Raw genomic sequence first — 22,663 nt, 5'->3', positions numbered from 1 at the left:
AATAGGCCTCAATTTACCTGCAGGCCCTACAACCTAATACTCGAAAATTCCCAGATCCATTTTTGCTTCATCGGAAGCCATGGTTCTCGGGTCCCATTTAGGAACCCAAACTACTTCCACTTCGGCGGAATCCACCCCCTCCACTCGCAACGCATTGTCTTGGATTTCCTGTTTCATCTGGGGTCCGGCAGGACAGGCCATAGAAGTGTAAGTCATTTCTATTTTGGCCGTTCCGTTTTCCACGTTGATGCGATAGATTAAACCGAGTTCCGCCACGGAGATTCCGATCTCCGGATCCTCTACCCGGCTAATTTCATCGTAAATTTTCCGCTCTAATTCCGTTTTAGGTTCTTCTAATAAAGGCATGATCTTCCTTCCGATCTTGATTCGATATTAAATCGCTTTAGGGAACTTTTCAACGGCTTTTTCCAACGTGTTCCAAGGTAGTACGGCGCATTTAATTCTTGCGGGTAATTTCTTAACCGCCTCCAAAGAATCGAGATCGGAATATTCCTCCGCATAGTTCGATTTTTTATCTTCCAAAAGATTTGCTTTTAATTCTCTCAGCAATCTTTTCGCTTCCGAGAGATTCTTACCGAGTAGGCATTCCGTAAGCATGGAAGCGGAAGCTTGGGAAATAGAACATCCTTTCCCGCGAAAACGTATCTCCGAAATCACATCTCCGTCCAATCGGATGAAAAGTTCCACCTCGTCTCCGCAGAGCGGATTCACTCCCTCCTCGTGCAGATCCGGATATATAATTTCCCCGTAGTTACGCGGGTTTTGATAATGGTCTAAAAGGACTTCCTTATAAAGCTCATCGCTTAAGGACACGGCCGAAAATCTCCTTCACCTTCTTTAGACCGTCCAAAAGACGATCCACGTCTTCTTTCGTGTTATAAAGGTACAAGGAAGCGCGGCAAGTTCCGGAAATTCCCATAAAGTCCATAAAAGGCTGAGCGCAATGATGACCCACTCGGATCGCGATCCCTTCTTCATCCAAAATGGAACCGACATCGTGAGGGTGAACTCCCGGAAAATTGAAGGAAATCACTCCGCCTCTTACGGATAGATCTCTGGGGCCGTACATTTCGAGTCCTCCGAAATCTTCCATCCTTTCCAGAGCGTACGATAAAAGTTCCAACTCGTGCTTTCGAATCGCATCCATACCTACCGCTTCTAAATAATCGATTGCGGCGCCGAAACCGATTACTCCGGCTATATTGGGAGTACCCGCTTCCAATCTAGCGGGAAGATCTGCATAGGTGGATTTTTCCTTCCACACTTTCGCGATCATGTCGCCGCCCCCCATCCATGGAGGCATGGTTTCCAAAATCTCTTCCTTCGCGTAGAGAATTCCCACACCCGTAGGGCCAAGCATTTTGTGCGCGGAAAACGCGTAAAAGTCGAAATCCTGTTTTTGCACATTCGCCGGTAAATGACAGACTCCCTGGGCCCCGTCCACCAGAACCTTGGCTCCGACTTGCCTCGCCCGGCGAAGGATCGGATTCAGATCATGGACGGTTCCGGTCACATTCGACATTTGGGAAACCGCTACTAATTTGGTTCGATCCGTGATGATCTGATCCAGATTGGTCATGTCCAACGTAGAATCGTAATTTAAAGGAATGAATTTTAAAACTGCCTGTTTTTCTTGAGCAAGCATTTGCCAAGGAACCAGATTGGAATGGTGTTCCAGCTCCGTTAAGACGATCTCGTCCCCTTCATGCACATTGGTTCTACCCCAGGATTGGGCCACCAAATTGATGGATTCCGTGGTATTTCTGGTAAAAATGATGACTTTCGCACAAGGAGCTCCGATAAAACGGGAAACCTTTATGCGAGCGAACTCGTATTTTTCCGTCGCTTTTTGGGAGAGAAAATAGACTCCGCGATGGATATTTGCGTTCTCCATCTCGTAGTATTTACGCACCGTCTGGATGACGGAGTTCGGCTTCTGGGAACTTGCGGCGCTATCTAAAAACACCAAAGGTTTGCCGTTCATTTCCGTGGAAAGAATCGGAAAATCTCCGCGAATCTTTTGAACGTCTAGAGCCAAATGCGTTCCTCCTTCCTCACCGGAACCATAAGTCAATCCTCTAACTCCACTTCCACTTCGTCACCCACGATTCTCACCGGAAAAACCGGAAGATCTTCTACCGCGGGAGGGCAGAGCGCTCGTCCGCTTCGAATGTTAAACTTCGCAAAATGCCTAGGGCAGGTGATTACGTCGCCTTGTAGTTCTCCGTGGGAAATCGCCTCTCCGTCATGGGTACAGGTATCCTCGAAGGCAAAGATCTCACCCTCGATAATAGTTAGACCGATTCGGTTGAATTTAGTCTCCACGATCCGAATCTGCCCTTCCTTCAGATCCCCTACTTTGACAAGAGGACGATACCTTGCCATCACGCTTCTCCCAGCATTCTAGTTTCAATCATTCTAGTCAGCTCTTCCCGGATGGATTCGGACGGGAATTCACGGATCACTTCGGCCAGAAAACCTTCTACGATCATCCGCCTGGCTTCCTCTTTGGAAATCCCTCTAGAGGCAAGATAGAATAACTGTTCTTCGTCGATTTCACCGACTGTGGCACCGTGCTCGCATTTGACGCTATCCGCAAACACTTCGAGTTTAGGAATGGATTCCGCTCTTGCAGTACGGTCCAGGAGAAGATTGTTGTTGATTTGAACGGCGCTTACGTCCTTACAATTCGAAGGAATATGCAAATTACCGGTGAATACGTTATGCGCCTTGTCTCGAGCAACGACCCGGAAAAGTATGGAACTCTGCGCATGGCTTTCCTTATGGAGTATCCGAATTTCCGTATCCTGGAACTCTCTCTTGCATAAAGGGCTTAAGCCGGCATATCTAGTCCAAGCGCCTTTTCCGACGACTTCGGAATCGAAGAAGGCCTTTCCTTTGTATCCGCCCCAAATCGCGAGAGAAGCATGGAACTTGGAATCTCGCTCTTGAAAGGCTCGAACCGTCCGAAAACGGAAAGTGGAATCCCCAAGGTTCTCAAGAGCCGAATATTGAAAATCCGCTTCAGCCCGAATATTCAGCAAAGTGATTCCGTTCATAAAAACAAAACCCTCTTTGGAGGCGGATTTCCAGCGTTCCGAAAAACGTCCTTTCAGGCGATCCGGAACCTCTATAACGAACAGAGGTAGGATAAAATCTCCGCCCTCGCAATCCACGACGACTTCAGGATGGAAATCCTCGGGAACTTCGTTTAATAGCTTAATATAATACGCATGGGTAAAGCGGGAAGCTGCCAATAGGGTAACCCATTCCGACTCGTAGGAGGACAAAAAAGCCTCAAGCAGCGGTCGCAGACGATCCCAGCCTTGCCGATCCAATTCGGAAATTTTTTTGACTTCGGCGAATTTTCCGGTCGAAAACTCTATGGCTGACGGCGGGCAAGGATTCTGATATTCGGATAATTTAAAATTAGAAAGATTTAATTTTCTCCAGGATTCGAGATGTAAATCGGGGAATTTGGCGGACTGTAGAAGGGAATCCGCTTTTTTCCGGAACTCCTTCAGAAATTCGGGCTCCTCCAGAGAGGACAGGAATTCTTCGAAGTGTCCGATTTGCAGCATCCCCTCAGTTTGCACCGGAAAGAATCCAATCATATCCTTTTTCTTCCAACTCCAACGCCAATTCCCTGGTTCCAGTCTTCAGGATTTTTCCCTGAGCGAAAACGTGGACGAAATCGGGAGTCACATAGTTTAGCATTCTTTGATAATGTGTGATTAATAAAACGGCTCTATCCGAGGATCTGTTCTTGTTGATTCCCTCGCTGATAATCCTGAGCGCGTCTATATCCAAACCGGAGTCCGTTTCGTCCAAGACGGAGAGGCTGGGTTTCAACAAAGTCATTTGCAGGATTTCGTTCCGCTTCTTTTCTCCTCCCGAAAAACCGTCGTTCACATAACGACCTACCCAGGACTCGGGAACTTCCAATAGGGATGTGGCCTCCTTTAATTCTTTGCGGAATTCCTTTACGGGCAGATCCTTTCCCCTTACCGACTTCAAAATGGTACGCAGGAAACTTCCGATGGTGACTCCCGGAATACTAGTAGGGTATTGAAAGCAGAGAAAAATTCCGGCTCGTGCGCGCTCGTCAGTAGGCTTGTCCAGTATGGACTTCCCCCGAAACAAAATGTCTCCCGAAATCACCTTATACTTTGGGTGACCCATGATCACGTTCGAGAGCGTGCTTTTTCCTGAGCCGTTTGGCCCCATAATCGCATGGACTTCCCCGTCTTTGATTACGAGGTCGACCCCTTTCAAAATCTCTTGAATTTCCCCGGATTCGGTTTCTATTCCCGCCCGGAGCCCGACGATACGTAAGTTTTCCGCCACTGCAGACTCCCGCCTGAGACTATGTTTTTAATTCGGACTCGGAGATCAATAGGAAACGAAACGGAAAATTCGATCGGAGAAGAGGTCGGGTTGCCTAAATAGAATCCCAGTCCAATCTCAGGACGAGAACATACTCGGAACCTAAATTCAAAGTAAATAAGACATATTGTCTTTTTGCATCTATATCGTGGATCGGCTCCGTAAAACCCCAAAGGCGATTGGAATGAAAAGATTCCGCCTTATGCCGGATAAAGAAAGGTTTCCAAGCGTAATTATTCCCGATCTCGGTCAAAAGTTTCGCCCATGGGAGCCCGTAAGAGTCTCTCTGGAAGGTCGGCGTGACCTGGTATCCTTGCAGATCGCAGACGAGCACGGAAGTAGCCTCTTTCGGCAACTCACCGAGTTTCTCCTCCAGACTTCGAGCCATATTTTCGGGACTGTCGGTGGAGATCTGTTTAAACGTATCGGTGAATAAATCGGAAAAGAATTTTTCCTTTTTCAGATTTTCCAGGATCTCCAAAAATCTTAAACCGGAGAATTTTTCCAGAGAATCCTTCAAGGTCTTGTTGAAACGCTTCTTATCCTGAAAATCCAGCGAAGGTTTGGAGAAATAAAAACCCTGTAAAAGATTCGCCCCCATGGAAAGCGCAAGATACAACTCTTCCTCGGTTTCGACTCCTTCGAACAGAAGTTGCGACCCTAGCCTTTGGGACATTTCCGAGATAGCCGCGAGAACATTTTTAAAGGAGCGCCTATTGAGGCTTTCCCTCATAATTTTGATATCCACCTTCATGATATCCGGATGGATATAACCGATTCTTTCCAGGTTGGAAAAACCTACTCCCAAATCGTCGACCGCGATTTTGATGCCTCTTTCCCGGAAGACACTCACGATATAAAGGAGCTTTTCTATATTCCCTTCGAACTTGTCCTCGGTGATCTCCAAAACGATATCCGCAGGATTGATTTCGTACTTTTCGATCAGATGAAGAACGTGAAGCCTCTTGATATCCAGAACCTCTCCACTGTACACCATGGAAAGAAAATTGGGCATCATATTCAGGAACATCTTGGTTTTCAGTCCCGTATCCTTCAGATGCTTGATCGCTTTCTCTCTGATGATCCGGTCGATATGAACAAGGCGGACGGTGTCGGTTTCCGGATTATGAAAATGATAGCCGAGAGAATGGTATTCTTGCGATTCCGGAGCCAGCGCCCTACCGAGAACCTCATATCCGATAATATTCCGATTCCCTACGTCCAGAATTGGCTGGTAATGGGGAGAATAGTATCCTTCGCCCAACGAGAGAATTTGATGGTACTCTTGTTCCACAAGCATGAGGAGTTCCTGCACAACTACAACCTGAAGGAAAGGTATCTACAAGCATATTTCCTTTTTGGAGCATTACAGAAAAGGGCGAAAGGAAGGAAAATTTCCGTGTTTTTTCATTGAATACGCAGACGCAAGTAGAATCGTTTCTTTTCAGCGCGTCTAAAAACAAAAATGACCTAATCCGTTCGGTGTAGAACCTGCGAAGGTCTAATAAGCTAAACTAACGAGGAATAGTTGAAAAATTTTTCATGAAAGAATCTGTCGGATCCTTGCTCCATCCTTCCACGTTGGAACCTCTTTTTGGAACGTATTCCGGGACCATTCTCGTAGACAACTCGAGAGAATACAAAAGCGGTCTTCTATCAAAAATTCGTTCCGTGGATTCCGTTCTCGTAGATATCATTAATCAGGATATTTTTCTGGAGCTTCGTTTGTATCGAACTCTTCTTCGGTCCGGCGCAAGCCTCTTTCTGTGGAATAAAAAGAACGGAACGGTCCGAGAGACTCAAATTTCCGAAAAAGGAAATTCTTCCTTTTTACGACAGGGTACGTTTCGCGACGGATATTGGAGCTTTACGAAGGACAATTATCGGTTTAATTTCAGATTGGACGATACGATTCGACAAGGTTATACCCATTCGGCCGTTTGGGAAAAAGATCTCAATTTTCAATTGGATGCGTTAGTCGGCATTGGCGACAAAAATAAATCCCTTCCCTATTCCGCGATTCTTCCTTCCGGAAAAGATTGGTATTTTATCACTCATTCTCCCGATTTGTCCGTACAGGGACAGTTGTCCTGGAACGACCTATCCTTCGATATGGAGAACGAAACCCTCGCCTATTCCGTCGCCAAAGGATATTCCAGTTTCGCTTTTCCGCTAGAAAATCGGATTTATGCTCGTACTTCCGGAAAGAAGAAGATTCATCTCTACGAATCCCAGGACCCGAGCGTCTTCTTGTGGAAAGACGGCTCCTGGGAAACCTCCCTGCCGTTCGAACAAAAAATGCGCGGTAAGAGCAGGATTTTAGTCGGAGAAAATTCCCGGTTCGAACTGGCATTGGAACCGAGTGTCGAAGCCAGTTTTTCCAGACCTACCACTTGGGGATCCCATAAATTTAGAAAAACGATATATACCGTATCCGGCTGGATCAAAAATAAGGGAAAGAAGGAAACGATAAAAGACGGAATCGCAATCTGGGAAGAGGAATTGGGTTAAGCGAGGGCGGATATTATTAAGGTAGCCCCGCCCTCCTTTGGGTGGGGGCCGGTGCGGTGGTACCCCGCTCGAAGCGCGACTTCCAACCACCTATCAAAATTTTATCGTTTCGACAAGAATGTTTTTTTGCAAATTTCTTGTAGGAACTCCTGCAAAAAAAGCGGCAATCGCTCACAAACGTGCCGAACCGGAGCGATCCTCAAATCCCCAAAATCAAATCTAGTACGACCTTTCCGTCCATTTCGCCGGTAACCTCGTTCATCGCTCGCTCCGGGTGAGGCATCATTCCAGTCACCTTAAAATCGGAGGAACAAATTCCGGCGATGTCGTCCAAACTTCCGTTCGGATTTCCGCCCGAGTACAAAAAGAGAATCCTTCCCTCTTCCTTTAATTGTTTCCGAACCTCGGAGGATGCGAAATAGCAACCGTCTCCGTGGGCAACCGGAACTCTCAATATCCGATCGTCAGGCAATTTTCCGCTGATCCGATTCGAATCGGAGCCCTTTTTTAGACCGACCGTCCTACAGACGTATTTTAGGTTTCGATTCCGGATCAAAGCGCCCGGAAGGTAGCCCGCCTCGGCAAGAATCTGAAAGCCGTTACAGATTCCGAAAAGTTTTCCGCCGCGACCCACATGCTCTTTTACGGATTGCATCACGGGTGAAAAGGCCGCCATTGCCCCAGACCGAAGGTAATCTCCGTAAGAAAACCCGCCCGGCAGAATCACTAAATCGTATTTTACGGAAAATTGATCTTTATGCCAGATCTTATCGACTTGAGCGGAATAAAAATTTTTTAATACGGAGACGATGTCGTTATCGCAGTTGGAGCCGGGAAACGTTACTACCGCAACTCTCATGCGGGTATGATCTCCGAGCGATACGTCTCTATCACGTGATTTACCAATAGTTTTTCGCAAATGCGATCCACGATTTTCTGTGCGGAAGCGATATCGGGAGAATCCAATTTTACTTCTATATATTTTCCCACCCGAACATCTTGCACCGAAGATTCTCCTAATTCGTGAAGAGTTCCCTGTACGGTACTACCCTGAGGATCCAGAACGGATTCCTTTAAAGTTACGTTGATTCTTGCGATAAACATTGCAAAAGCCGATCCTGTATTTGCTGGTAAGCTGCGGCGAGCTCCGAAATCAGATTTTCAGGTAAATCGGGAGCTGGCGGCTGTTTGTTCCAGCCGGACTTTTCCAAATAATTCCGTAAAATCTGCTTATCCATACTTGGAGGAGTCGTTCCTTTTCGGTACGTCTCTGCGGACCAATAACGGGAAGAATCCGGAGTAAGAATTTCGTCGATGAGAATGACCTGACCGTCCAGAATCCCGAACTCGAATTTAGTGTCGCAGAGAAGAATGCCCGCCTTCCCTACCAATTCGGCCGCTCGGCTATAAATGGAAATCGATTTTTCCTTTAGAATCCGAAAGAGATCCGTTCCTAGTTCTTCTTCCATACGCTTTTCGGAGACGTTTTCATCGTGTCCGGAATCGTTTTTGATCGCGGGAGTAAAAACCGGTTCGGGCAGCTTTTCGGATTCGGACATGCCGGAAGGAAGTTTTTTGAACGCGAGAGTTCCGTTTTCTTTGTATTCCTTCCAACCGGATCCGGACAAATAACCTCGGACCACACATTCGAAATCGATTCGCCGACATTTTTTTACCAGAATCGATCTCCCATCCAATTCCGGACGATTCCGGAACGGTTCGGGAAAGGAGGAAATATCCGTAGAGATCACATGATTCGGTATATCCCGGAAGGTTCGAAACCATTCGGCCGAGATGCGGTTTAGAATCTTTCCTTTGTCCGGAACTGTCTGCCGGAATACCACATCGAAAGCGGAAACTCTGTCCGTAGATACCAAGATTAATTCGTTTCCTAGATCGAAAACGTCCCGGACTTTTCCCGTATAATTCGGCTTCGGAAGAGTCATCATCCTTTCACCACCATCAAGGCGATATCGTCGTCGTGAGTCAATCGGTTGGAATGCATCAGAATTTTATCCAGACAGAAATTCAGAATATCTTGATCGGATTCCACGGCCTCTCTAAAAATCCTTTTAAGATTCTCTTCTCCCAGAATATTATAATTTTCATCCGTGATCTCGGTAGCGCCATCCGTATAAAACAGCAAAGAAGAACCCGGTTCGAAAGGTATCGTCCGAAACTCGTCTTCCGTGCCCAAGTCCAGAGGAATGATCAGCGGTCCCATGCCGGACAATTCTTCCACCGAGCCGCTACGGTACAACAAGGGAGGAGGATGTCCTCCGTTTGCATATTCCAGTGTTCGATTCTTATTTAAAATTCCGTAAAAGAACGTGATGGAAAAATCTTCAGGCAGGATCTTTTCCAATTGGGCCCTTAGATTCGATACCTTTTCCTTCAAACCGGTGATTTTGCTAAGATTAGAAACCTGCATCTTTACCATTGCCGAAAGCAATGCCGCGGACGGTCCATGCCCGGAACAATCGGCGATGAACAAATGAAGATTATCGTCTTCCACCCAAGCGTCTATAAAATCCCCGCCGATCTGCATCAAAGGGTGGAAGATGGAACTCACATGCAGGTGATTCCAATCCAAGGACTTTTCCGGCACCAACTCCTGCTGCACTCTGCGAGCCATCACAAGTTCTTTCTCATACTTTTTCTTCTGCTGCATGAGTTCGTCTTGAAGATTCTTGATCCGAATAAATGCGCGAATCTTTGCCACCAATTCCCGAGGTTGAAAAGGCTTATGCAGAAAATCGTCGCCTCCGTGGGTAATGGCTTCGTCGAAACCGATTTCCCTATTGTAGGCGGTAATGAATAGGATCGGCAGAAGTTTAAACCGATCGATCTCCCGAAGTTCTTTGCAGAACGAAAATCCGTCTTGGCCCGGCATACTCACGTCCAGCAATAGCACGTCCACATGATTCGTAGCCAAGATGGCGCGGGCCTCTTCCGTATTGATCGCGGTCAAAACCTGAAAACCGAGAGGCTTCAAAGTATGGACCAGAAGTTTCAGATTGATATCGGAGTCGTCGACGGCCAGAACCGAATAATCGGAATATTTCAAAATACTTTCGCCGCTCGGTAACGTTGCCATACTGGATAAACTATTTTTCTAAAGATCGTTTTTCAAGAAGTTCGGAAATTTACGCTTCGTCCGATAAAAAAGAACCTTCTCTCTTTCCTTTCAATCCTCGTCCAAAACGAGATCTTCTCTCGCGGCCAAGGATTTATCCAATCTATAAACCAGGCGGTACAAGACGAGAAAAAGAACATGATACCCTAAAACGCCTGCCCAAAACGCGCTTTTCATGTCCGGGTCCATTCCCCCCTTTCCCAAAACGGATTCCGGATGATTTCCGGGATTTTCCACCCAACGGATCGCCCCCCAAGTCATAATGGCGTTCGCAGTGCAGATCAGACTTAAGAACGCGGAAAAAATCCTTTTTTTCCCGGGATCCAAAACCAAGCCGCGCAATAGAAAATACGCAACCAGACTCAAGACCAGAACGAAAAAGGACTGCAAACGGGCGTCGGTAAAATCCCAAGGAGTGCCCCAAGCGCTGTAAGCCCAGATCGGACCGGAAAAAAGAACTCCTGCGGCGAACAAAAGGGAAATCTTATTCGCGGAAAGAGATAGAGTGTCCCAAATCGGAGCCTTCTTCCAAAGATAGATGACGGCGCAAACCGAGGAAATCACAGGACCGTAAAGAGCAACCCAGGCGACAGGCACGTGAAAATAAAAAATCCGATGCGAAACTCCCTGGTCCAGAATCACCGCGGGATAAAAAAGGCCGAGCAAAACCGAAAAAGGAAAAAAAACCGCGAAAACCGAACCTAAAATCCAATCTCCAATAGGATGAGAAAGGCGAACATGCATACGCTATGGAGCTTGTTTGAGCCTTTCCTTGGAATCAAGTAGAATTACTCGTCGTCGGACGTCATTTCTACGAGCAGAGCGCCGAGGGACGCATAAAAAACCGAGAACGCAAGCAAGAGACCCAAGGATCCTTTCAGAGCAAAGAAGGACTGGGACACGAGTTTCCTTTCGGCCTCCATTCCGTACAGGAAGATCGGAACCGAGAAAGGAACAAGCAGAAGAGGCAATAGAATTTCCTTCAAACGCGAGGAAAGGCTGACGTGGGAAAGAGCCACTCCCAAAAAAGAAAGAGAAAGAATTCCAGGCAGAAAAAAGACCAATTGCTTTCCGAACTCCGCAACTTCCCAGGGAAACGCCGCAAAGAAGAGTGCGAATAGACCTAAAAGATAAATCCCTGTCCCGGAGAGAGCTAAGAACACCAAAAAGGATTTGGACAGGAACAGGACCCACGCCGGCAAGAAAAGACGACTCGCGGTACCGCCTCCTGCTTCCCTTTCCTCCCAAGTGAATTGCCCGATGAGAACGAAGGAAGCCACGAATAAAACAGCCCATTTCAATCCGATCAGAGTGACACGGTCCATTTTTCCGTTCCTTTCCAGCGCGAAGTGAAATAGAAAGACCATGGCGGAAACCAGAACCACTAAGGAAAGGATTCCGTTACTCGCCCTTCCCATTAAACGAAGTTCTTTTTTCAGCAAAGAGAGAAAGGATTTCAACGGGAATTTTCCCCCAAATCCAGAACCCTCGTTTTGACTTTCAAAGCGAAATTCGGGTCGTGAGTCACGAGCATCATCGCGGATTCGCTGCAAACGCTCTCCAAAAGGGAAACGGCTGCCGCAGCGCCTTCCCCATCCAAAGCTGTCAAAGGTTCGTCCAACAAATACAGGTCGGAAATCGGAGCTAGGGCGCGGACCAAAGCGGCTTTCTGCTTCATCCCCCTAGAAAAGGAGGAAACCGGATCCATTCTCCGAGTCCAAAGGCGAAAATGTTTCAGCCAGGTCTCGATCCAGATCGGATCCCGAAACGTACCTGAAATTCCCCGAAAGTATTCCAAATTCTCCTCTAAACTCAAGGTCGTATACAGACCCAGTTCGTGACCCAAATAGGAGATTTTGGGCTTCGGCCCCTTACGAAATCGAAATTCTGCCGAAAACTTCCCGTGATGCAGGACCGACTTCAAAAGAGTCGTTTTTCCCGCTCCGTTCCTCCCCCGTACAAGCAACGCCTCTCCGGGAAAAACGGAAAAGGAAACGTTCTTGAGTACGGACTTTCGTCCGATAGTATAAAAAAGGCCCGAACATTCCAGAACGGGAACGGGTGTTTGTGAAGCAGCCAATGGGGACAATTTGGGTCCGAAAAGCGATTTTACAAGGCATAAATTTCGGCTTATGGTCTTGCACCGCCTTTGCCCTTTGCGCGACCGTCGGACTTTCGGCCCAATTTAAAATCGGCGGCAAGGAATACGCCGGAATTCTCTGGGGAGAAAACGATCTCCTGGATCCGGAATTCTACGAGGACGGAAGCCTTCTCCGTACGGACCAGGACTTTATCCTTGCAGCCGGAAGAAATTGGAAAGGAGATCCTCCCGGTTCCAAAGGATCCTTCGAATTCGACGGACAAAGGATCGAAAACTGCGGACTATTCAATAACGAAGCGGTCCGTATCCTGCAAACCGCGGATCCTGAAAAAAGAAAACTCGCCGTTCGCATGTTGGAGTCCGGAGTCCGATTCGACCCTTCGTTTTTCGCCTTCCGTTATAATTTGGGCAGAGCCTACCATCTGGAAAAAAACTACCAAAAGGCCGTCCTGCAATTCGAATACGCGTTCGCGGAAGTCCCGCAATATTATAGGACCTACCTTCATGCCGGAGTACTTTACGAATTATTAAACGAACCTATTCCGGCGGTGATTTCCTATAAAAAAGCCGTGGAACGGAACCAATTCCATACGGAAGCTCTGATCCTTCTCGCGGAACATTACATAAAAACGGATCTCAAGAATCGTGCGAAAATCTACATCCAAAGGGCGCTCAAAATAGACGAGAACAGTCCGGACGCAAAGCTAGGCCTAGCCCGATTGGAGATCTTGGGTGGAAGAGATTACTACGCGTACAAAATTTTCAGGAACACCGACCTCCACGACGAACAAGGAAACAAGCGCTCGTATAACAAGAAATTCCATTTTTATTTCGCGGAGACTGCCGGCCGCATAGGCGATTATGTCACGGCCGCGAAGGAATACGAGGAATTACTGAAATACCCCAACGATCCGTTCTTTACCGAATTTTCGCTCAAAATCATAGAGAGAAGGAGAGATCTCGCCAAACGCTTCGCGGAAATCAAAGCGTTGGACGAGGAATCGGAAAAGGAACAATAAACTCCGACCCGAAAAAGGCTTGGCATTCGCAAGGAAATAGAGCATTCTTGAAGCCGGAGGAACCGATGAAAAACCAAACCAGGCTTTTCGCATTGGCGGCCCTCTTATTTCTAACTCCGCTCTTGGCCCAAGAAAAACAAAAGGTCAGCCAGTCGGACGTATTCCAGGACGAAAGCAGCGAATACACCAAATCTTTACGAAAAATCATCGGTAGTCTCGAAGCGACTATCGGAGAAAGACTGAAGGATTTGGAACGCAAGCACGAGATTCTCGTCGTTCTGAAACCGGAATATGAGAAACGCCAAACCATCGTCACGGAGGACATTCCCTTTCAAGTGGAGGACGGTTACGAGAGCAACTTGCTCAAGTACATCATGTTCCAGTTCGAAGGGGGAAAGGTGAAAGACATCACCTTGGCCTCCGAAAGTAAACGGATCTATTACGAGGTCATGTTCGAGAACAAAAAGATTATTTTTAAACCGAGCGACCTCAAACAGAGCGAAGTAACTCACGAAGTTTTCGAAAAATCGGAAAGAACTTTGCTGAACGAAATGTCTCTCGAAAATCAGATCCGCGCGTTACGACTGCTTGAAACTAGTTTGCGATCTTCGATCTATCGTATCGATATTCTGCTCGCATTGTACAAAGACAAAAAGGACAGAAAAAATCTACAGCACATAGATTTCTGAAACTATTTTCGACCTTCTCCGGGAAGAGACGCTACGAACAGTCGCGTCTCCTCTTCCCGGGGACGACGACGCAGCTCGGAGGGAGTTCCTTCCTCTACGATTCTTCCTTTTTCCATCACTCCGATTCTGGAACAATATTTAAAAGCGGATTTTATATTATGCGTGACCCAGAGGATCGTAACTCCTTCTTTCCCGCGCAATTCGGACAACGCCGACAAAATCTCCGAATTCAGAATGGGATCCAGGGCCGAGGTCGCTTCGTCCAAAAGCAGAATCTTCGGTCTACAGAGCAATGCCCGGAGCAAAGCGAATCTTTGGAGTTCTCCGCCGGAAAAAAAAGAAGGGAGCCTGTCTCTATCCTTTTCCTCCAGACCCAATATGGGCAACCAATGTCGAACCGAAGCTTCATAGGTTTTTGCTTCCTGAAAAATCCGTAAGGGTTCCGAAAGGCTTTTTTCCAAAGTCCAGGTCGGATTAAAACTTAAGACGGGATCTTGAAAAACCGGCTGGATATCTCTGGGAGGAAAAGTCGATTTCGGCCTACCGAAAAACAGGATCGTGCCGTCTAACTTCCAAGAGGAAGGAAAAGGAAGTCCGAGAATTCCTTTTAGGAACGTGGATTTTCCCGAGCCGGATCTCCCGAGCAACGCGTAAAACTCTCCCTTCGGAATTTTCAGGAACACATCCTTCACAAGGGTTTTTTCCGTAGTTTTGATCGAGAGTCCGAATGCCTCGAGTGCGGTTTCGGAAAACGAATCGGGCGCTTCCATCGAATACCGGTTTAATGCTTGCCCGAAATTCTTACAACCAATCCCCTGAAGCAATGTCTCTCAAAATCACGGAAGTGGGTCCTAGGGACGGACTACAGAACGAGTCCAAAGAGATCTCGACCGAAGACAAACTCACGTTCATCCGCAAATTGCAATCGGCCGGAATTTCGAATATAGAAGCCACTTCTTTCGTAAAAAAAGAGGCGATCCCCCAACTATCTGACGCCAAAGAACTCTCTACATCCTTAAATTGGAAAGAAGGCACGAATTTCAGCGCCTTGACTCCGAATTTGAAAGGATACCAAGCGGCGAAGGAAGCGGGCTTCCGGGAAGTCGCCGTATTCACCGCAGCGTCGGAAAGTTTTACCAAACGGAACATCAACCGTACCATCTCCGAATCGATCGAAGGTTTTCGGGAAATTTTCCGAGAGGCGCATCAGGACGGAATTCGAGTCAGGGGTTATGTTTCGACCGTAATCGATTGTCCATATGAAGGAAAGATCTCTCCAGAAAAAGTCCGCGAAATCGCTAAGATTCTTTTGGACCAAGGAGCCTATGAGATTTCTTTGGGAGAAACCATCGGGACCGCCGTTCCGACGGAAGTAGAAAAACTACTTGCAGAACTTCTAAAGGAAATTCCTTCCCAAAAATTAGCTGGGCATTTCCACGATACGTATGGAATGGCGATTGCGAATGTCGAAAAATCCTACGAAATGGGGATCCGTTCCTTTGATTCCTCCGCAGGAGGATTGGGAGGTTGCCCGTATGCAAAAGGAGCCTCCGGAAATCTGGCCACGGAGGATCTTCTCTATTTCTTTCAAAAATCCGGAATCCGAACAGGAATCGATCTACCCAAACTGATCGAAGCCTCTTCGTTTATGGAAGCAGCTCTAGGCAGAAAGTTGGCTTCGCGTACCTATATAGCTTTGCGAGCAAAGGCCTCCTCCTGATTTATGCGGGAAGAGGATCGCATACGAAAAAAATTCCAAAAGCTGTACGAAATGTACAATCGTCCCGAATTTCTGGATTCGGACCCTTTGTTTCTTTGTTACCTCTATACTTCCGACGAGGATAGAGAATTCGTAGGATTGTTGTCCTCTCTTTTTGCCTACGGAAACGTCGCCTCCATCCGAGGTTTTCTTTCCCGCCTCCTATCCCCTATGGGAAAAAATCCGAAAGCGTTTCTTCTTTCGGAAGGAACAAAGGGTTGGAAAGGAAAATTAGGTCCTTATCGATTCCAGACGGAAGAGGACACGCTATTATTTTTGGAAGCATTGCGAAAAGCTTATGGAGAAACCCGCAGCCAAGGTTTCGATTTTCTAGAACCCTGGTTCAAACCTTTGGAAGAAGGCGCGGGAGGATTGGAAAAAAGGATAGGAGGATTTCAAACGAGATTACGGAATACTTTATCCTCCTTATCCAAGAAACGTTTCAGCTACGGATTGAATTTTCTCGTAGGAAGCGGCGGCGAAAATTCCGCATACAAAAGATATTGCATGTTCCTGCGCTGGATGGTACGCAAGGAATCCCCCGACCTAGGGCTTTACAAAGAGATCAAACCTTCCGAACTACTGTTTCCCTTAGATACTCATATCAATCGTTTGGGGGAAATCTTAAACGCAAGTTCGAGAAAGACCCCGGATCTGAAGAAAGCAAAGGAAATCACGGATTTTTTTCGCCGGATGTTTCCCGAAGATCCTTTGCGTATGGATTTCCCCCTTTCCCGGTTAGGCATCCTTAAAAAATGCAGAATGCGTTACGAAAAGAAACTATGCGAGACTTGCGAACTGAATCCGATCTGCAAAGTCTACAGGGAGAAAAAGGTTTAGCGAAGCCGACCTCAGATCGGTTCCTTTTTTAATTTACAGCTTCCCGCTACGATGACTAAACCGTTTAAATTAGTGGTTGTCGTAGCGGCATAAAGCATAAGATTGTTGGTGCAATCATCCACGGATTTGCTCTCGAACTTCGTCTTCAAATCCCTAGGATTCACTCCCAACGTTTGCTGTATCACGGTTAAGACGCTAAACGAAGAAGACTGCAAGTTAGAAGCATTCGGATTCGCAGCTAGCCCGACGAAAACTGCCATATCGACTTTCAGTGCTGCGTCGCTTGAAGTGACCGAGGGTCCCAAAATGCTCGTTCCTTGTATACATCCGTAAAGATGGAAAAAACATAAGACCGTAAGAATAATAAAACTGTTAATTACTTTCATGGAACCTCGCACAGGGTTTTTAATAGATTCTCAAAACGAGAACACCATTTTTTATTAAAAAATTCTATATTTAAAAAATGTCAATTTTTTAAATATAGACGTGAAAAATCGCCCGATCAGAATATTAGAATAGTATAAAATTATAAGCGAGCGTTTTTATATGGAGGGAAAAAGGAGGAATTGGTACCGCCACGGGGAATTGAACCCCGGTTACAAGAATGAAAATCTTGTGTCCTAACCACTAGACGATGGCGGCGTTTTCTTTTCTCGCTGGTCCTGAGTCGTCTGGGATTCGAACCCAGGACCACCTCATTAAAAGTGAGGTGCTCTACCAGCTGAGCTAACGACTCGGTCCGTTACGGAACACGATATTTTTCGGACCTCGGCCGTCAATTGATTTCCGAATAAAAAACGTCCTAAAATCCGGAAGCGATCGTGTCCTTCCGATCCGGACCCGTCGAAATCAAATCGATTCGGACTCCGATCAGTTTTTCCAACGCACGGATATAATCTTTGCAAGCGGAAGGCAATCGATCGAATTCCCCGGTCCCGCCGATCTCCGTTTTCCATCCCGGAAAATTCTCATAGATGACTTTTACGTTTTCCAAACCTTGGGAAGGAAAGCAATCCAGCTTTTTACCGTTCCGTTCGTACGCCACCGCCACAGGAATCGTATCATACGCGGAGAGTACGTCGATCTTCGTAAGCGCAATCGAAGTAAGACCGTTGATTCTCACTGCATGGCGGAGAACTTCCGTATCGAACCAACCGCAACGACGAGGACGCCCCGTAGTCGCGCCGAATTCGGCGCCGAGAGTCCGGAGCTTTTCCCCTTCTTCTCCCAGCAATTCGGTAGGGAAAGGTCCTTCCCCCACCCTCGTGGTGTACGCTTTCGTGATCCCGATCACCTTGGTCAAATGTTGGAAGGCGATTCCGGACCCGATAAAAGCTCCACCCGTAGTGGGATTCGAGCTAGTGACGTAAGGATACGTCCCGAAGTCCACATCCAACCCCGTACCTTGCGCACCTTCCAAAAGGATTTTCTTTCCGGCCTTTAGGGAATTCTCCAGATAATACGGAGTGTTTACGATGTTCTTCCGGATCTTGGCTAGGAAATGCTTGAGACCCTCCAGAATTTCCTTGGTGGAAATCGGTTCGATCCCGTAAAGCTTATCGATCTCGTGATTTTTCTCGTCCACGAGATGTTTTAACTTAGATTCGAAATCCCCTTCGAGCAAATCTCCCACTCTAAGACCGATACGCATCATCTTATCCGCGTAACAGATTCCGATTCCTTTTTTAGTGGTTCCGATTTTCCGTTCCGGAGCGCAGGAATTTTCCCTGGCGGAATCGATCAGACCATGAAACGGGAAAAGCAGATGACACGCGTCGCTGATCAGAAGTTTTTCATATACCGGAAAACCTTCCGCCTGAAGTTTGTCGCACTCTTCGATAAAAAAGACCGGATCCAGAACGACTCCGTTTCCGATGACGCATACGGTTTGGTCGTAAATGACTCCGGACGGAACCAAATGAAAAACGTACTTCTTACCCTGCACAACCACCGTATGTCCGGCGTTCGCTCCTCCCTGGTATCTTACGATGATATCCGTATCCTTCGAAAGATAATCTATAACTTTTGCTTTGCCTTCGTCACCCCATTGGGTTCCGACTACTAGTGTTGCGGGCATTGGATCATATCCTTATTTTGCGTTGGCTTTAAAGAGAACATTTTCGATTTTAGCGCTGTCATTAGACGCTTTCCAGTCCGTTTACGTCGATCGCATATCCGCATGCGTCCTTCTGGATTCCGGAAAACAATTCGTAGAGGCGGTCGTATGAGCCGCCGGTAACCACGGGTCCGGATATACCCGATAGATATCCCTGAAAAACGAAACCAGTATAGTATTCCAGATCGGGGATGAGGGTAAAATCCAAACAATACTGCACGTTTTTATAACTCTTTACGGAAGAAAGAATTTCCTTGGTTTCGGACAAAACTGCGCGGAATTCCTGGGGCAGGTTCGAACCGGAAAGAGAATAAACCGGATCCTCGATCGACTTGGAAAAACCCAGGCACAAGGATTCCAAAATCGGCGCGATTTCCTTTTCTTTTCCCGAACCCAAAAAGGAACGGATTTCCGGAAGATTCTTTTTGTACAATAAAAAGGAAAGCTGTCTTTGTGCCGAGACAGAAAGACCTACGGAATCCACTAAGGAACGGAAAAGATTCACGTTTCCTAAAACGAGAGTCAAGGGCGAAGAAAGGGACAATTCCTCGAAAAGAAAACCGACCTCGTCCAAAATCCGGAGGATAGCGGAAGGACCCGAGCCTCCTAAATTTTCCGCTCCGACCTGGAGGACTTCCTTTCTGCTACCGCTTCCCCTTCCGTAATCCCGGAAGATTTTTCCCTGATAAAAAATCCGTTGGTTTTCTTTGTGGTGGGAAAAACCGGCCATTCCTTTGACGGCCTGCACTGTCAGATCCATACTCGGAGAGATTTCCCTCCCTCCGGAATCGCGAAATCTGTACAATGCGCTGGAATCTTCCTCGGAAACGGTAAGTAAAAACGAAGAGGAATAATCGAAAGAAGGAAGAAACACTTCAGAATATCCGAAAGCTCTCAATCTTTCGCAAATCCTGTTCAGTAAGTCTCTGCGTTCCGAACTTTCGTCCGGGCCGAGAAAATGAAACCCGTCCGGGATCCATTTCTTTTCGCTAAACTCGGGAGGATTATGTGTCATCGGATTTTGCGGAGCCCCAAAATACAGTTCGAAATGGCTAAGGTAGAATTCAAATCGTTTTTCCCAAAAAAATAGAATGACAATCCGTGTTCCGGAAGTAGAAAGTATTCTCCGGAAAATTCGGTATACCGCCCTGCGATCCGTACAGAAGGGATTCACTCCGGAAAAATCCGATCCGAACCTCGATCAACCGCAAATTCAAAATAAAGGATTCGTATTATGGCCGAAAAAGAACAATCCGTAGGAAGATGGCAAAAGGAATTCTTCGAAAACATTCATCTATTCAAGCGTTCCGGAATGACCGAGGAGGAAGCCAAAAAAATTCTCCAGAAGTTTCTATATCTTTCCTCCGTAACGCCCATGCCTCCCGCTATGGACGTCTTCAAAGATCCGAACTCCCTGGAGCAAGTGGGAGTTTACACGGCACCCGAGGAAAAGGCTCGGAATTTCATGATCGAGTTTCTTTCGCCCATCATGAAATTCTTTACCGTGGAAGGGATCGAAAATCTGGCCGTCCTGAAACCCTTGATCGGAAAATACCCTCTTACATTGATTTCCAATCACCTTAGCCATTTGGATGCTCCTGCGATCTTTCAGCTTCTTTACCACGCTTCTCCGGAAGGTCGTTCCGTGGCGGAACAACTCGTATTCATTGCGGGACGTCTGGCGTACGAACCGGATTTTACGAGACTCGGATTGTACATGTTCGGAACCCTTCTCGTCTGTTCCAAACGGGACATGGCCGACAATCCCAGCTTATCCGATCTGATGACCAAGATCAACATGCGCGCCTTTCGCCATTCTCAAAAACTGCAGAGCGAAGGAAAGATCGTAGCCATTTTTCCGGAAGGAACCAGGTCTAGGGACGGTCGACTGATGCCTTTTGTCGATACGGTTTACCACTATGTTGCGAACAAAGTGGTTCTGCCGATTTCTTTGGAAAAAACCGACAAAATCCTGCCTACCACGAGTTTGCTCTTCAACCAAGTCGCCGGAAAACTCGTCATCGGAAAACCGGTTTTGGTCGGGGAACTTTCCAGAAAACAAATGGAGTCCTTTCCGAAACACATAGAGCACCTTCCTTTTCCCGAACACGGAGACAAAAAACAGTTTCTGATCGATAACCTGGCTCTTCTTGTCGGACAAAACCTGAACAAGCACCAACACGGAATTTATCGTAATTTGTACAGCGCGGATTCCAGGGACCAAAACAAACTGATTCGGATCCCCAAGGAATCGAAAGAAAAAATCGTAATCATCGGCAATAGCAGCATGGGGATCGCGATCGCCACGATTCTCGCCAACAAGGATGTATTAGTGAAGGTGTATCACCCGGACGCTTCCTATACCTCCCAATCCGACGAGGAAAGACGGGATCTCAAGAACTACTCCCTGTACAAACTTCCCCCGAACCTCACTTTTACTTCCGATCCGGAAGCGCTGAAAGACGCTACCCTATTCATCCAGGGAACAAATCCGTGGGAAATCCACACCGTTTATCCGGAATTGCAGGTCCATCTGATGAAGAACAAGGCTCCTTTCTTTAACGTGGTCAAAGGCTTTACAAGTTCGGGATTGATTCTGGACGACCTGCAACAGGCGCTGGGAATCGAAGACGATCGGATCGGAGTCATCTCGGGAGCCTCCTATCCGGATCAAATTATGGAGAGAAAAATTTCCGGATTCGAAATCGCAGCCGCAAACGAAAGCCTGATTCCGAGAGTCCAAAAACTTTTGACCACCGGTTATATCTTTCCAAGGCCGGCGATTGTGCCTACGGATTACAAAGGCGTCCAACTAGGAGGGGCTCTGAAAACGATTTACGCTCTCGTAATGGGAATCGTGGAAGGTTACTTCAACCAAACCCTGGGCGGAAACGTGGACAATTCCCTCTTTCACCTCTCGAACCGGTTCTTTAACGAGATGGTGAAAGTAGGTGTTCAGATGGGCGGAAGACCGGAAACCTTCCAAGGACTTTCCGGATTGACCGACTTTATGCTTTCCTGCTTCGGAACGGATGCAAAGGACAGAAAAACGGGTTACGATATCGCGAACGGACGTCCTTCGGAGAAGATGTCCAACGGTTTCTACGGATTGAAAGTGATGCCGAACCTGATGAAGATCGATCCGGAGGAAGTGCCGATCATGTATGCCGCTTATGAGGCGGTAATCAACAAAAAAGACGTGCGCAAAGTCGCGGAAATGATGGAAAACCGACTGTCTCGGGTCTAGAGAAAAGAAGTCATTCCTCCGAGGCTTGCCTTCCCTTGACGAACAAATGAATCAAACTTTCGGTTAAGGTCTCGATTTCCGCGGCCTTTTCCGTTAAGATCTGCTTGGTTTTTGCGAGGGCGATCTCTATATCTTCCTGCGGCACACCGAACGTTGTTAGCCCTAAATACAACGCTGTGTTCATCAGTCGATTTGCATCTATACTTCCGATGTACAGAGTTTCTTCCAATAAAGCCTGGAATACTCCCCGAAAAGCGTGAGTGCGAATCAGATATTCCTCGTGATCGAATGCAGGATTGTACTTACCGAAGAGCATTTCGTTCCGTGCCGCTCCTCTCTGACCGATCATTTCTAGAACTCCCTGAGTCCGGTAAGCGGCAAGATAAGTTTCCGCGATGGATTTTTTCTTCTGGATCAGATGCAACTGCAAGCCAACTTCTAGGGCAAAGAGAACGGCGGAATCAGGCTCTCCTGCAAGACGCTCCGCAGCGTCGGCCGCTTCCGTAAAGACCTCGCTTGCGATCGCAAATAGTATCTCTTCCTTATTTTTAAAAAAGTGATAAAGACTACCTGTCGTAATTCCCGCTTCGTCTATGATTCTTCTGATAGTCGCCTTTTCATAACCTTCATTCACGAACAGCCTGCGAGAGACTTCTAATATCTTGGCTCTTACTTTATTGGATTGTTCTTCTCTTTTCATGCGATCGGAAGTGACTCTTCCTACGATTAAGTTTCCGCCGCTTTAGAGTTCAAATCTTTTTAATAGAATTTCATTGAACGCGCCGTTCGAAATCTATCCGTTGAGGAACAGAAATTACTGTCATAGTTTAACACGAAT

General features: G+C 47.0%; 25 protein-coding genes and 2 tRNA genes. 6 read left to right on the top strand and 21 right to left on the bottom strand.

From position 1 onward, the window contains the following. Nucleotides 1–33: 33 nt before the first annotated feature. The 7 genes from EHO60_RS08725 to EHO60_RS08695 form a co-directional block, all read right to left on the bottom strand. Nucleotides 34–366, bottom strand: coding sequence for a metal-sulfur cluster assembly factor (locus EHO60_RS08725; RefSeq protein ID WP_135767726.1), 333 nt, complete (start codon nucleotides 364–366; stop codon nucleotides 34–36). 27 nt (nucleotides 367–393) lie between these two features. Next, entirely contained in the window at nucleotides 394–834 is a 441-nt protein-coding gene (gene sufU, locus EHO60_RS08720) for a Fe-S cluster assembly sulfur transfer protein SufU (RefSeq protein ID WP_135767725.1), read from the bottom strand. Continuing rightward, nucleotides 818–2,059: a cysteine desulfurase gene (locus EHO60_RS08715; RefSeq protein ID WP_135768012.1), complete on the bottom strand. Its 1,242-nt coding sequence runs from the start codon at nucleotides 2,057–2,059 to the stop codon at nucleotides 818–820. The genes sufU and EHO60_RS08715 overlap by 17 nt, the downstream gene beginning before the upstream one ends. 32 nt (nucleotides 2,060–2,091) lie before the next feature. After that, complete coding sequence (locus EHO60_RS08710; RefSeq protein WP_135767724.1) at nucleotides 2,092–2,406, bottom strand: non-heme iron oxygenase ferredoxin subunit; 315 nt, start codon at nucleotides 2,404–2,406, stop codon at nucleotides 2,092–2,094. After that, nucleotides 2,406–3,635, bottom strand: a complete 1,230-nt coding sequence (sufD, locus tag EHO60_RS08705) for a Fe-S cluster assembly protein SufD (RefSeq protein WP_135767723.1) — start codon at nucleotides 3,633–3,635, stop codon at nucleotides 2,406–2,408. The genes EHO60_RS08710 and sufD overlap by 1 nt, the downstream gene beginning before the upstream one ends. Beyond that, nucleotides 3,607–4,368 (bottom strand): Fe-S cluster assembly ATPase SufC, encoded by a 762-nt coding sequence (gene sufC, locus EHO60_RS08700; RefSeq protein ID WP_135767722.1) that lies wholly within the window; start codon nucleotides 4,366–4,368, stop codon nucleotides 3,607–3,609. Before sufC ends, sufD begins: the two co-directional genes overlap by 29 nt. Before the next feature lie 94 nt (nucleotides 4,369–4,462). Beyond that, on the bottom strand, nucleotides 4,463–5,707 hold the full coding sequence (locus EHO60_RS08695) for an EAL domain-containing protein (RefSeq protein WP_135768011.1): 1,245 nt from the start codon (nucleotides 5,705–5,707) through the stop codon (nucleotides 4,463–4,465). Between the two features lie 242 nt (nucleotides 5,708–5,949). Here EHO60_RS08695 and EHO60_RS08690 point away from each other — a divergent pair, with 242 nt between their 5' ends. Next, on the top strand, nucleotides 5,950–6,918 hold the full coding sequence (locus EHO60_RS08690; protein WP_135767721.1) for a DUF2804 domain-containing protein: 969 nt from the start codon (nucleotides 5,950–5,952) through the stop codon (nucleotides 6,916–6,918). A gap of 199 nt (nucleotides 6,919–7,117) precedes the next feature. Here EHO60_RS08690 and purQ read toward each other — a convergent pair whose 3' ends face one another. From purQ to EHO60_RS08655, 7 genes are all read right to left on the bottom strand, one after another. Beyond that, the gene (gene purQ / locus EHO60_RS08685) at nucleotides 7,118–7,777 is read right to left on the bottom strand and encodes a phosphoribosylformylglycinamidine synthase subunit PurQ (protein ID WP_135767720.1); all 660 of its coding nucleotides are present in this window, start codon (nucleotides 7,775–7,777) and stop codon (nucleotides 7,118–7,120) included. Beyond that, nucleotides 7,774–8,022 (bottom strand): phosphoribosylformylglycinamidine synthase subunit PurS, encoded by a 249-nt coding sequence (purS, locus tag EHO60_RS08680; RefSeq protein ID WP_135767719.1) that lies wholly within the window; start codon nucleotides 8,020–8,022, stop codon nucleotides 7,774–7,776. The genes purQ and purS overlap by 4 nt, the downstream gene beginning before the upstream one ends. Next, a complete protein-coding gene (locus tag EHO60_RS08675; RefSeq protein ID WP_135767718.1) occupies nucleotides 7,998–8,867 on the bottom strand; it encodes a phosphoribosylaminoimidazolesuccinocarboxamide synthase in 870 nt (289 codons plus the stop codon). The genes purS and EHO60_RS08675 overlap by 25 nt, the downstream gene beginning before the upstream one ends. Continuing rightward, nucleotides 8,864–10,015 (bottom strand): PP2C family protein-serine/threonine phosphatase, encoded by a 1,152-nt coding sequence (locus EHO60_RS08670; RefSeq protein WP_135767717.1) that lies wholly within the window; start codon nucleotides 10,013–10,015, stop codon nucleotides 8,864–8,866. The genes EHO60_RS08675 and EHO60_RS08670 overlap by 4 nt, the downstream gene beginning before the upstream one ends. Before the next feature lie 90 nt (nucleotides 10,016–10,105). After that, a complete protein-coding gene (gene ccsA, locus EHO60_RS08665) occupies nucleotides 10,106–10,798 on the bottom strand; it encodes a cytochrome c biogenesis protein (protein ID WP_135767716.1) in 693 nt (230 codons plus the stop codon). A 44-nt stretch (nucleotides 10,799–10,842) separates the two neighbouring features. Continuing rightward, entirely contained in the window at nucleotides 10,843–11,514 is a 672-nt protein-coding gene (locus tag EHO60_RS08660; RefSeq protein WP_135767715.1) for a heme exporter protein CcmB, read from the bottom strand. Then, entirely contained in the window at nucleotides 11,511–12,134 is a 624-nt protein-coding gene (locus EHO60_RS08655; protein ID WP_135767714.1) for an ABC transporter ATP-binding protein, read from the bottom strand. Before EHO60_RS08655 ends, EHO60_RS08660 begins: the two co-directional genes overlap by 4 nt. Here EHO60_RS08655 and EHO60_RS08650 point away from each other — a divergent pair. Then, entirely contained in the window at nucleotides 12,134–13,174 is a 1,041-nt protein-coding gene (locus EHO60_RS08650) for a tetratricopeptide repeat protein (protein WP_135768010.1), read from the top strand. The genes EHO60_RS08655 and EHO60_RS08650 overlap by 1 nt on opposite strands. A 65-nt stretch (nucleotides 13,175–13,239) precedes the next feature. Further along, nucleotides 13,240–13,863 carry a hypothetical protein gene (locus EHO60_RS08645; RefSeq protein WP_135767713.1) on the top strand — a complete coding sequence of 208 codons (624 nt, stop codon included), beginning with the start codon at nucleotides 13,240–13,242 and terminating at the stop codon, nucleotides 13,861–13,863. A gap of 2 nt (nucleotides 13,864–13,865) precedes the next feature. On the opposite strand, the gene EHO60_RS08640 is transcribed toward EHO60_RS08645, so the two are convergent. Further along, nucleotides 13,866–14,633 (bottom strand): ABC transporter ATP-binding protein, encoded by a 768-nt coding sequence (locus tag EHO60_RS08640; protein WP_135767712.1) that lies wholly within the window; start codon nucleotides 14,631–14,633, stop codon nucleotides 13,866–13,868. 53 nt (nucleotides 14,634–14,686) lie between these two features. Between EHO60_RS08640 and EHO60_RS08635 the strand changes: the two genes are divergently transcribed. Both EHO60_RS08635 and EHO60_RS08630 read left to right on the top strand, forming a co-directional pair. Further along, nucleotides 14,687–15,583, top strand: a complete 897-nt coding sequence (locus EHO60_RS08635) for a hydroxymethylglutaryl-CoA lyase (RefSeq protein WP_135767711.1) — start codon at nucleotides 14,687–14,689, stop codon at nucleotides 15,581–15,583. A 51-nt stretch (nucleotides 15,584–15,634) separates the two neighbouring features. Further along, nucleotides 15,635–16,462 (top strand): TIGR02757 family protein, encoded by an 828-nt coding sequence (locus EHO60_RS08630; protein ID WP_246028197.1) that lies wholly within the window; start codon nucleotides 15,635–15,637, stop codon nucleotides 16,460–16,462. Between the two features lie 11 nt (nucleotides 16,463–16,473). On the opposite strand, the gene EHO60_RS08625 is transcribed toward EHO60_RS08630, so the two are convergent. The 5 genes from EHO60_RS08625 to EHO60_RS08605 form a co-directional block, all read right to left on the bottom strand. Further along, nucleotides 16,474–16,767 (bottom strand): hypothetical protein, encoded by a 294-nt coding sequence (locus tag EHO60_RS08625; protein ID WP_167880173.1) that lies wholly within the window; start codon nucleotides 16,765–16,767, stop codon nucleotides 16,474–16,476. A gap of 262 nt (nucleotides 16,768–17,029) precedes the next feature. Continuing rightward, nucleotides 17,030–17,104: transfer RNA gene (locus EHO60_RS08620), tRNA-Glu, on the bottom strand. A 21-nt stretch (nucleotides 17,105–17,125) separates the two neighbouring features. After that, a tRNA-Lys gene (locus tag EHO60_RS08615) sits at nucleotides 17,126–17,198 on the bottom strand. 66 nt (nucleotides 17,199–17,264) lie between these two features. Further along, entirely contained in the window at nucleotides 17,265–18,539 is a 1,275-nt protein-coding gene (locus EHO60_RS08610) for an adenylosuccinate synthase (protein ID WP_135767708.1), read from the bottom strand. A gap of 61 nt (nucleotides 18,540–18,600) precedes the next feature. Further along, entirely contained in the window at nucleotides 18,601–19,593 is a 993-nt protein-coding gene (locus EHO60_RS08605) for an ATP phosphoribosyltransferase regulatory subunit (RefSeq protein ID WP_135767707.1), read from the bottom strand. A gap of 219 nt (nucleotides 19,594–19,812) precedes the next feature. Between EHO60_RS08605 and EHO60_RS08600 the strand changes: the two genes are divergently transcribed. Continuing rightward, on the top strand, nucleotides 19,813–21,825 hold the full coding sequence (locus tag EHO60_RS08600) for a 1-acyl-sn-glycerol-3-phosphate acyltransferase (RefSeq protein ID WP_135767706.1): 2,013 nt from the start codon (nucleotides 19,813–19,815) through the stop codon (nucleotides 21,823–21,825). A 10-nt stretch (nucleotides 21,826–21,835) separates the two neighbouring features. Here EHO60_RS08600 and EHO60_RS08595 read toward each other — a convergent pair whose 3' ends face one another. Next, the gene (locus tag EHO60_RS08595; protein WP_135767705.1) at nucleotides 21,836–22,525 is read right to left on the bottom strand and encodes a TetR/AcrR family transcriptional regulator; all 690 of its coding nucleotides are present in this window, start codon (nucleotides 22,523–22,525) and stop codon (nucleotides 21,836–21,838) included. Between the last annotated feature and the right edge of the window lie 138 nt (nucleotides 22,526–22,663).

It is taken from the genome of Leptospira fletcheri (genome assembly GCF_004769195.1).
GTDB lineage: Bacteria > Spirochaetota > Leptospiria > Leptospirales > Leptospiraceae > Leptospira_B > Leptospira_B fletcheri.
This window is presented reverse-complemented; position numbering and strand designations above follow the sequence as displayed.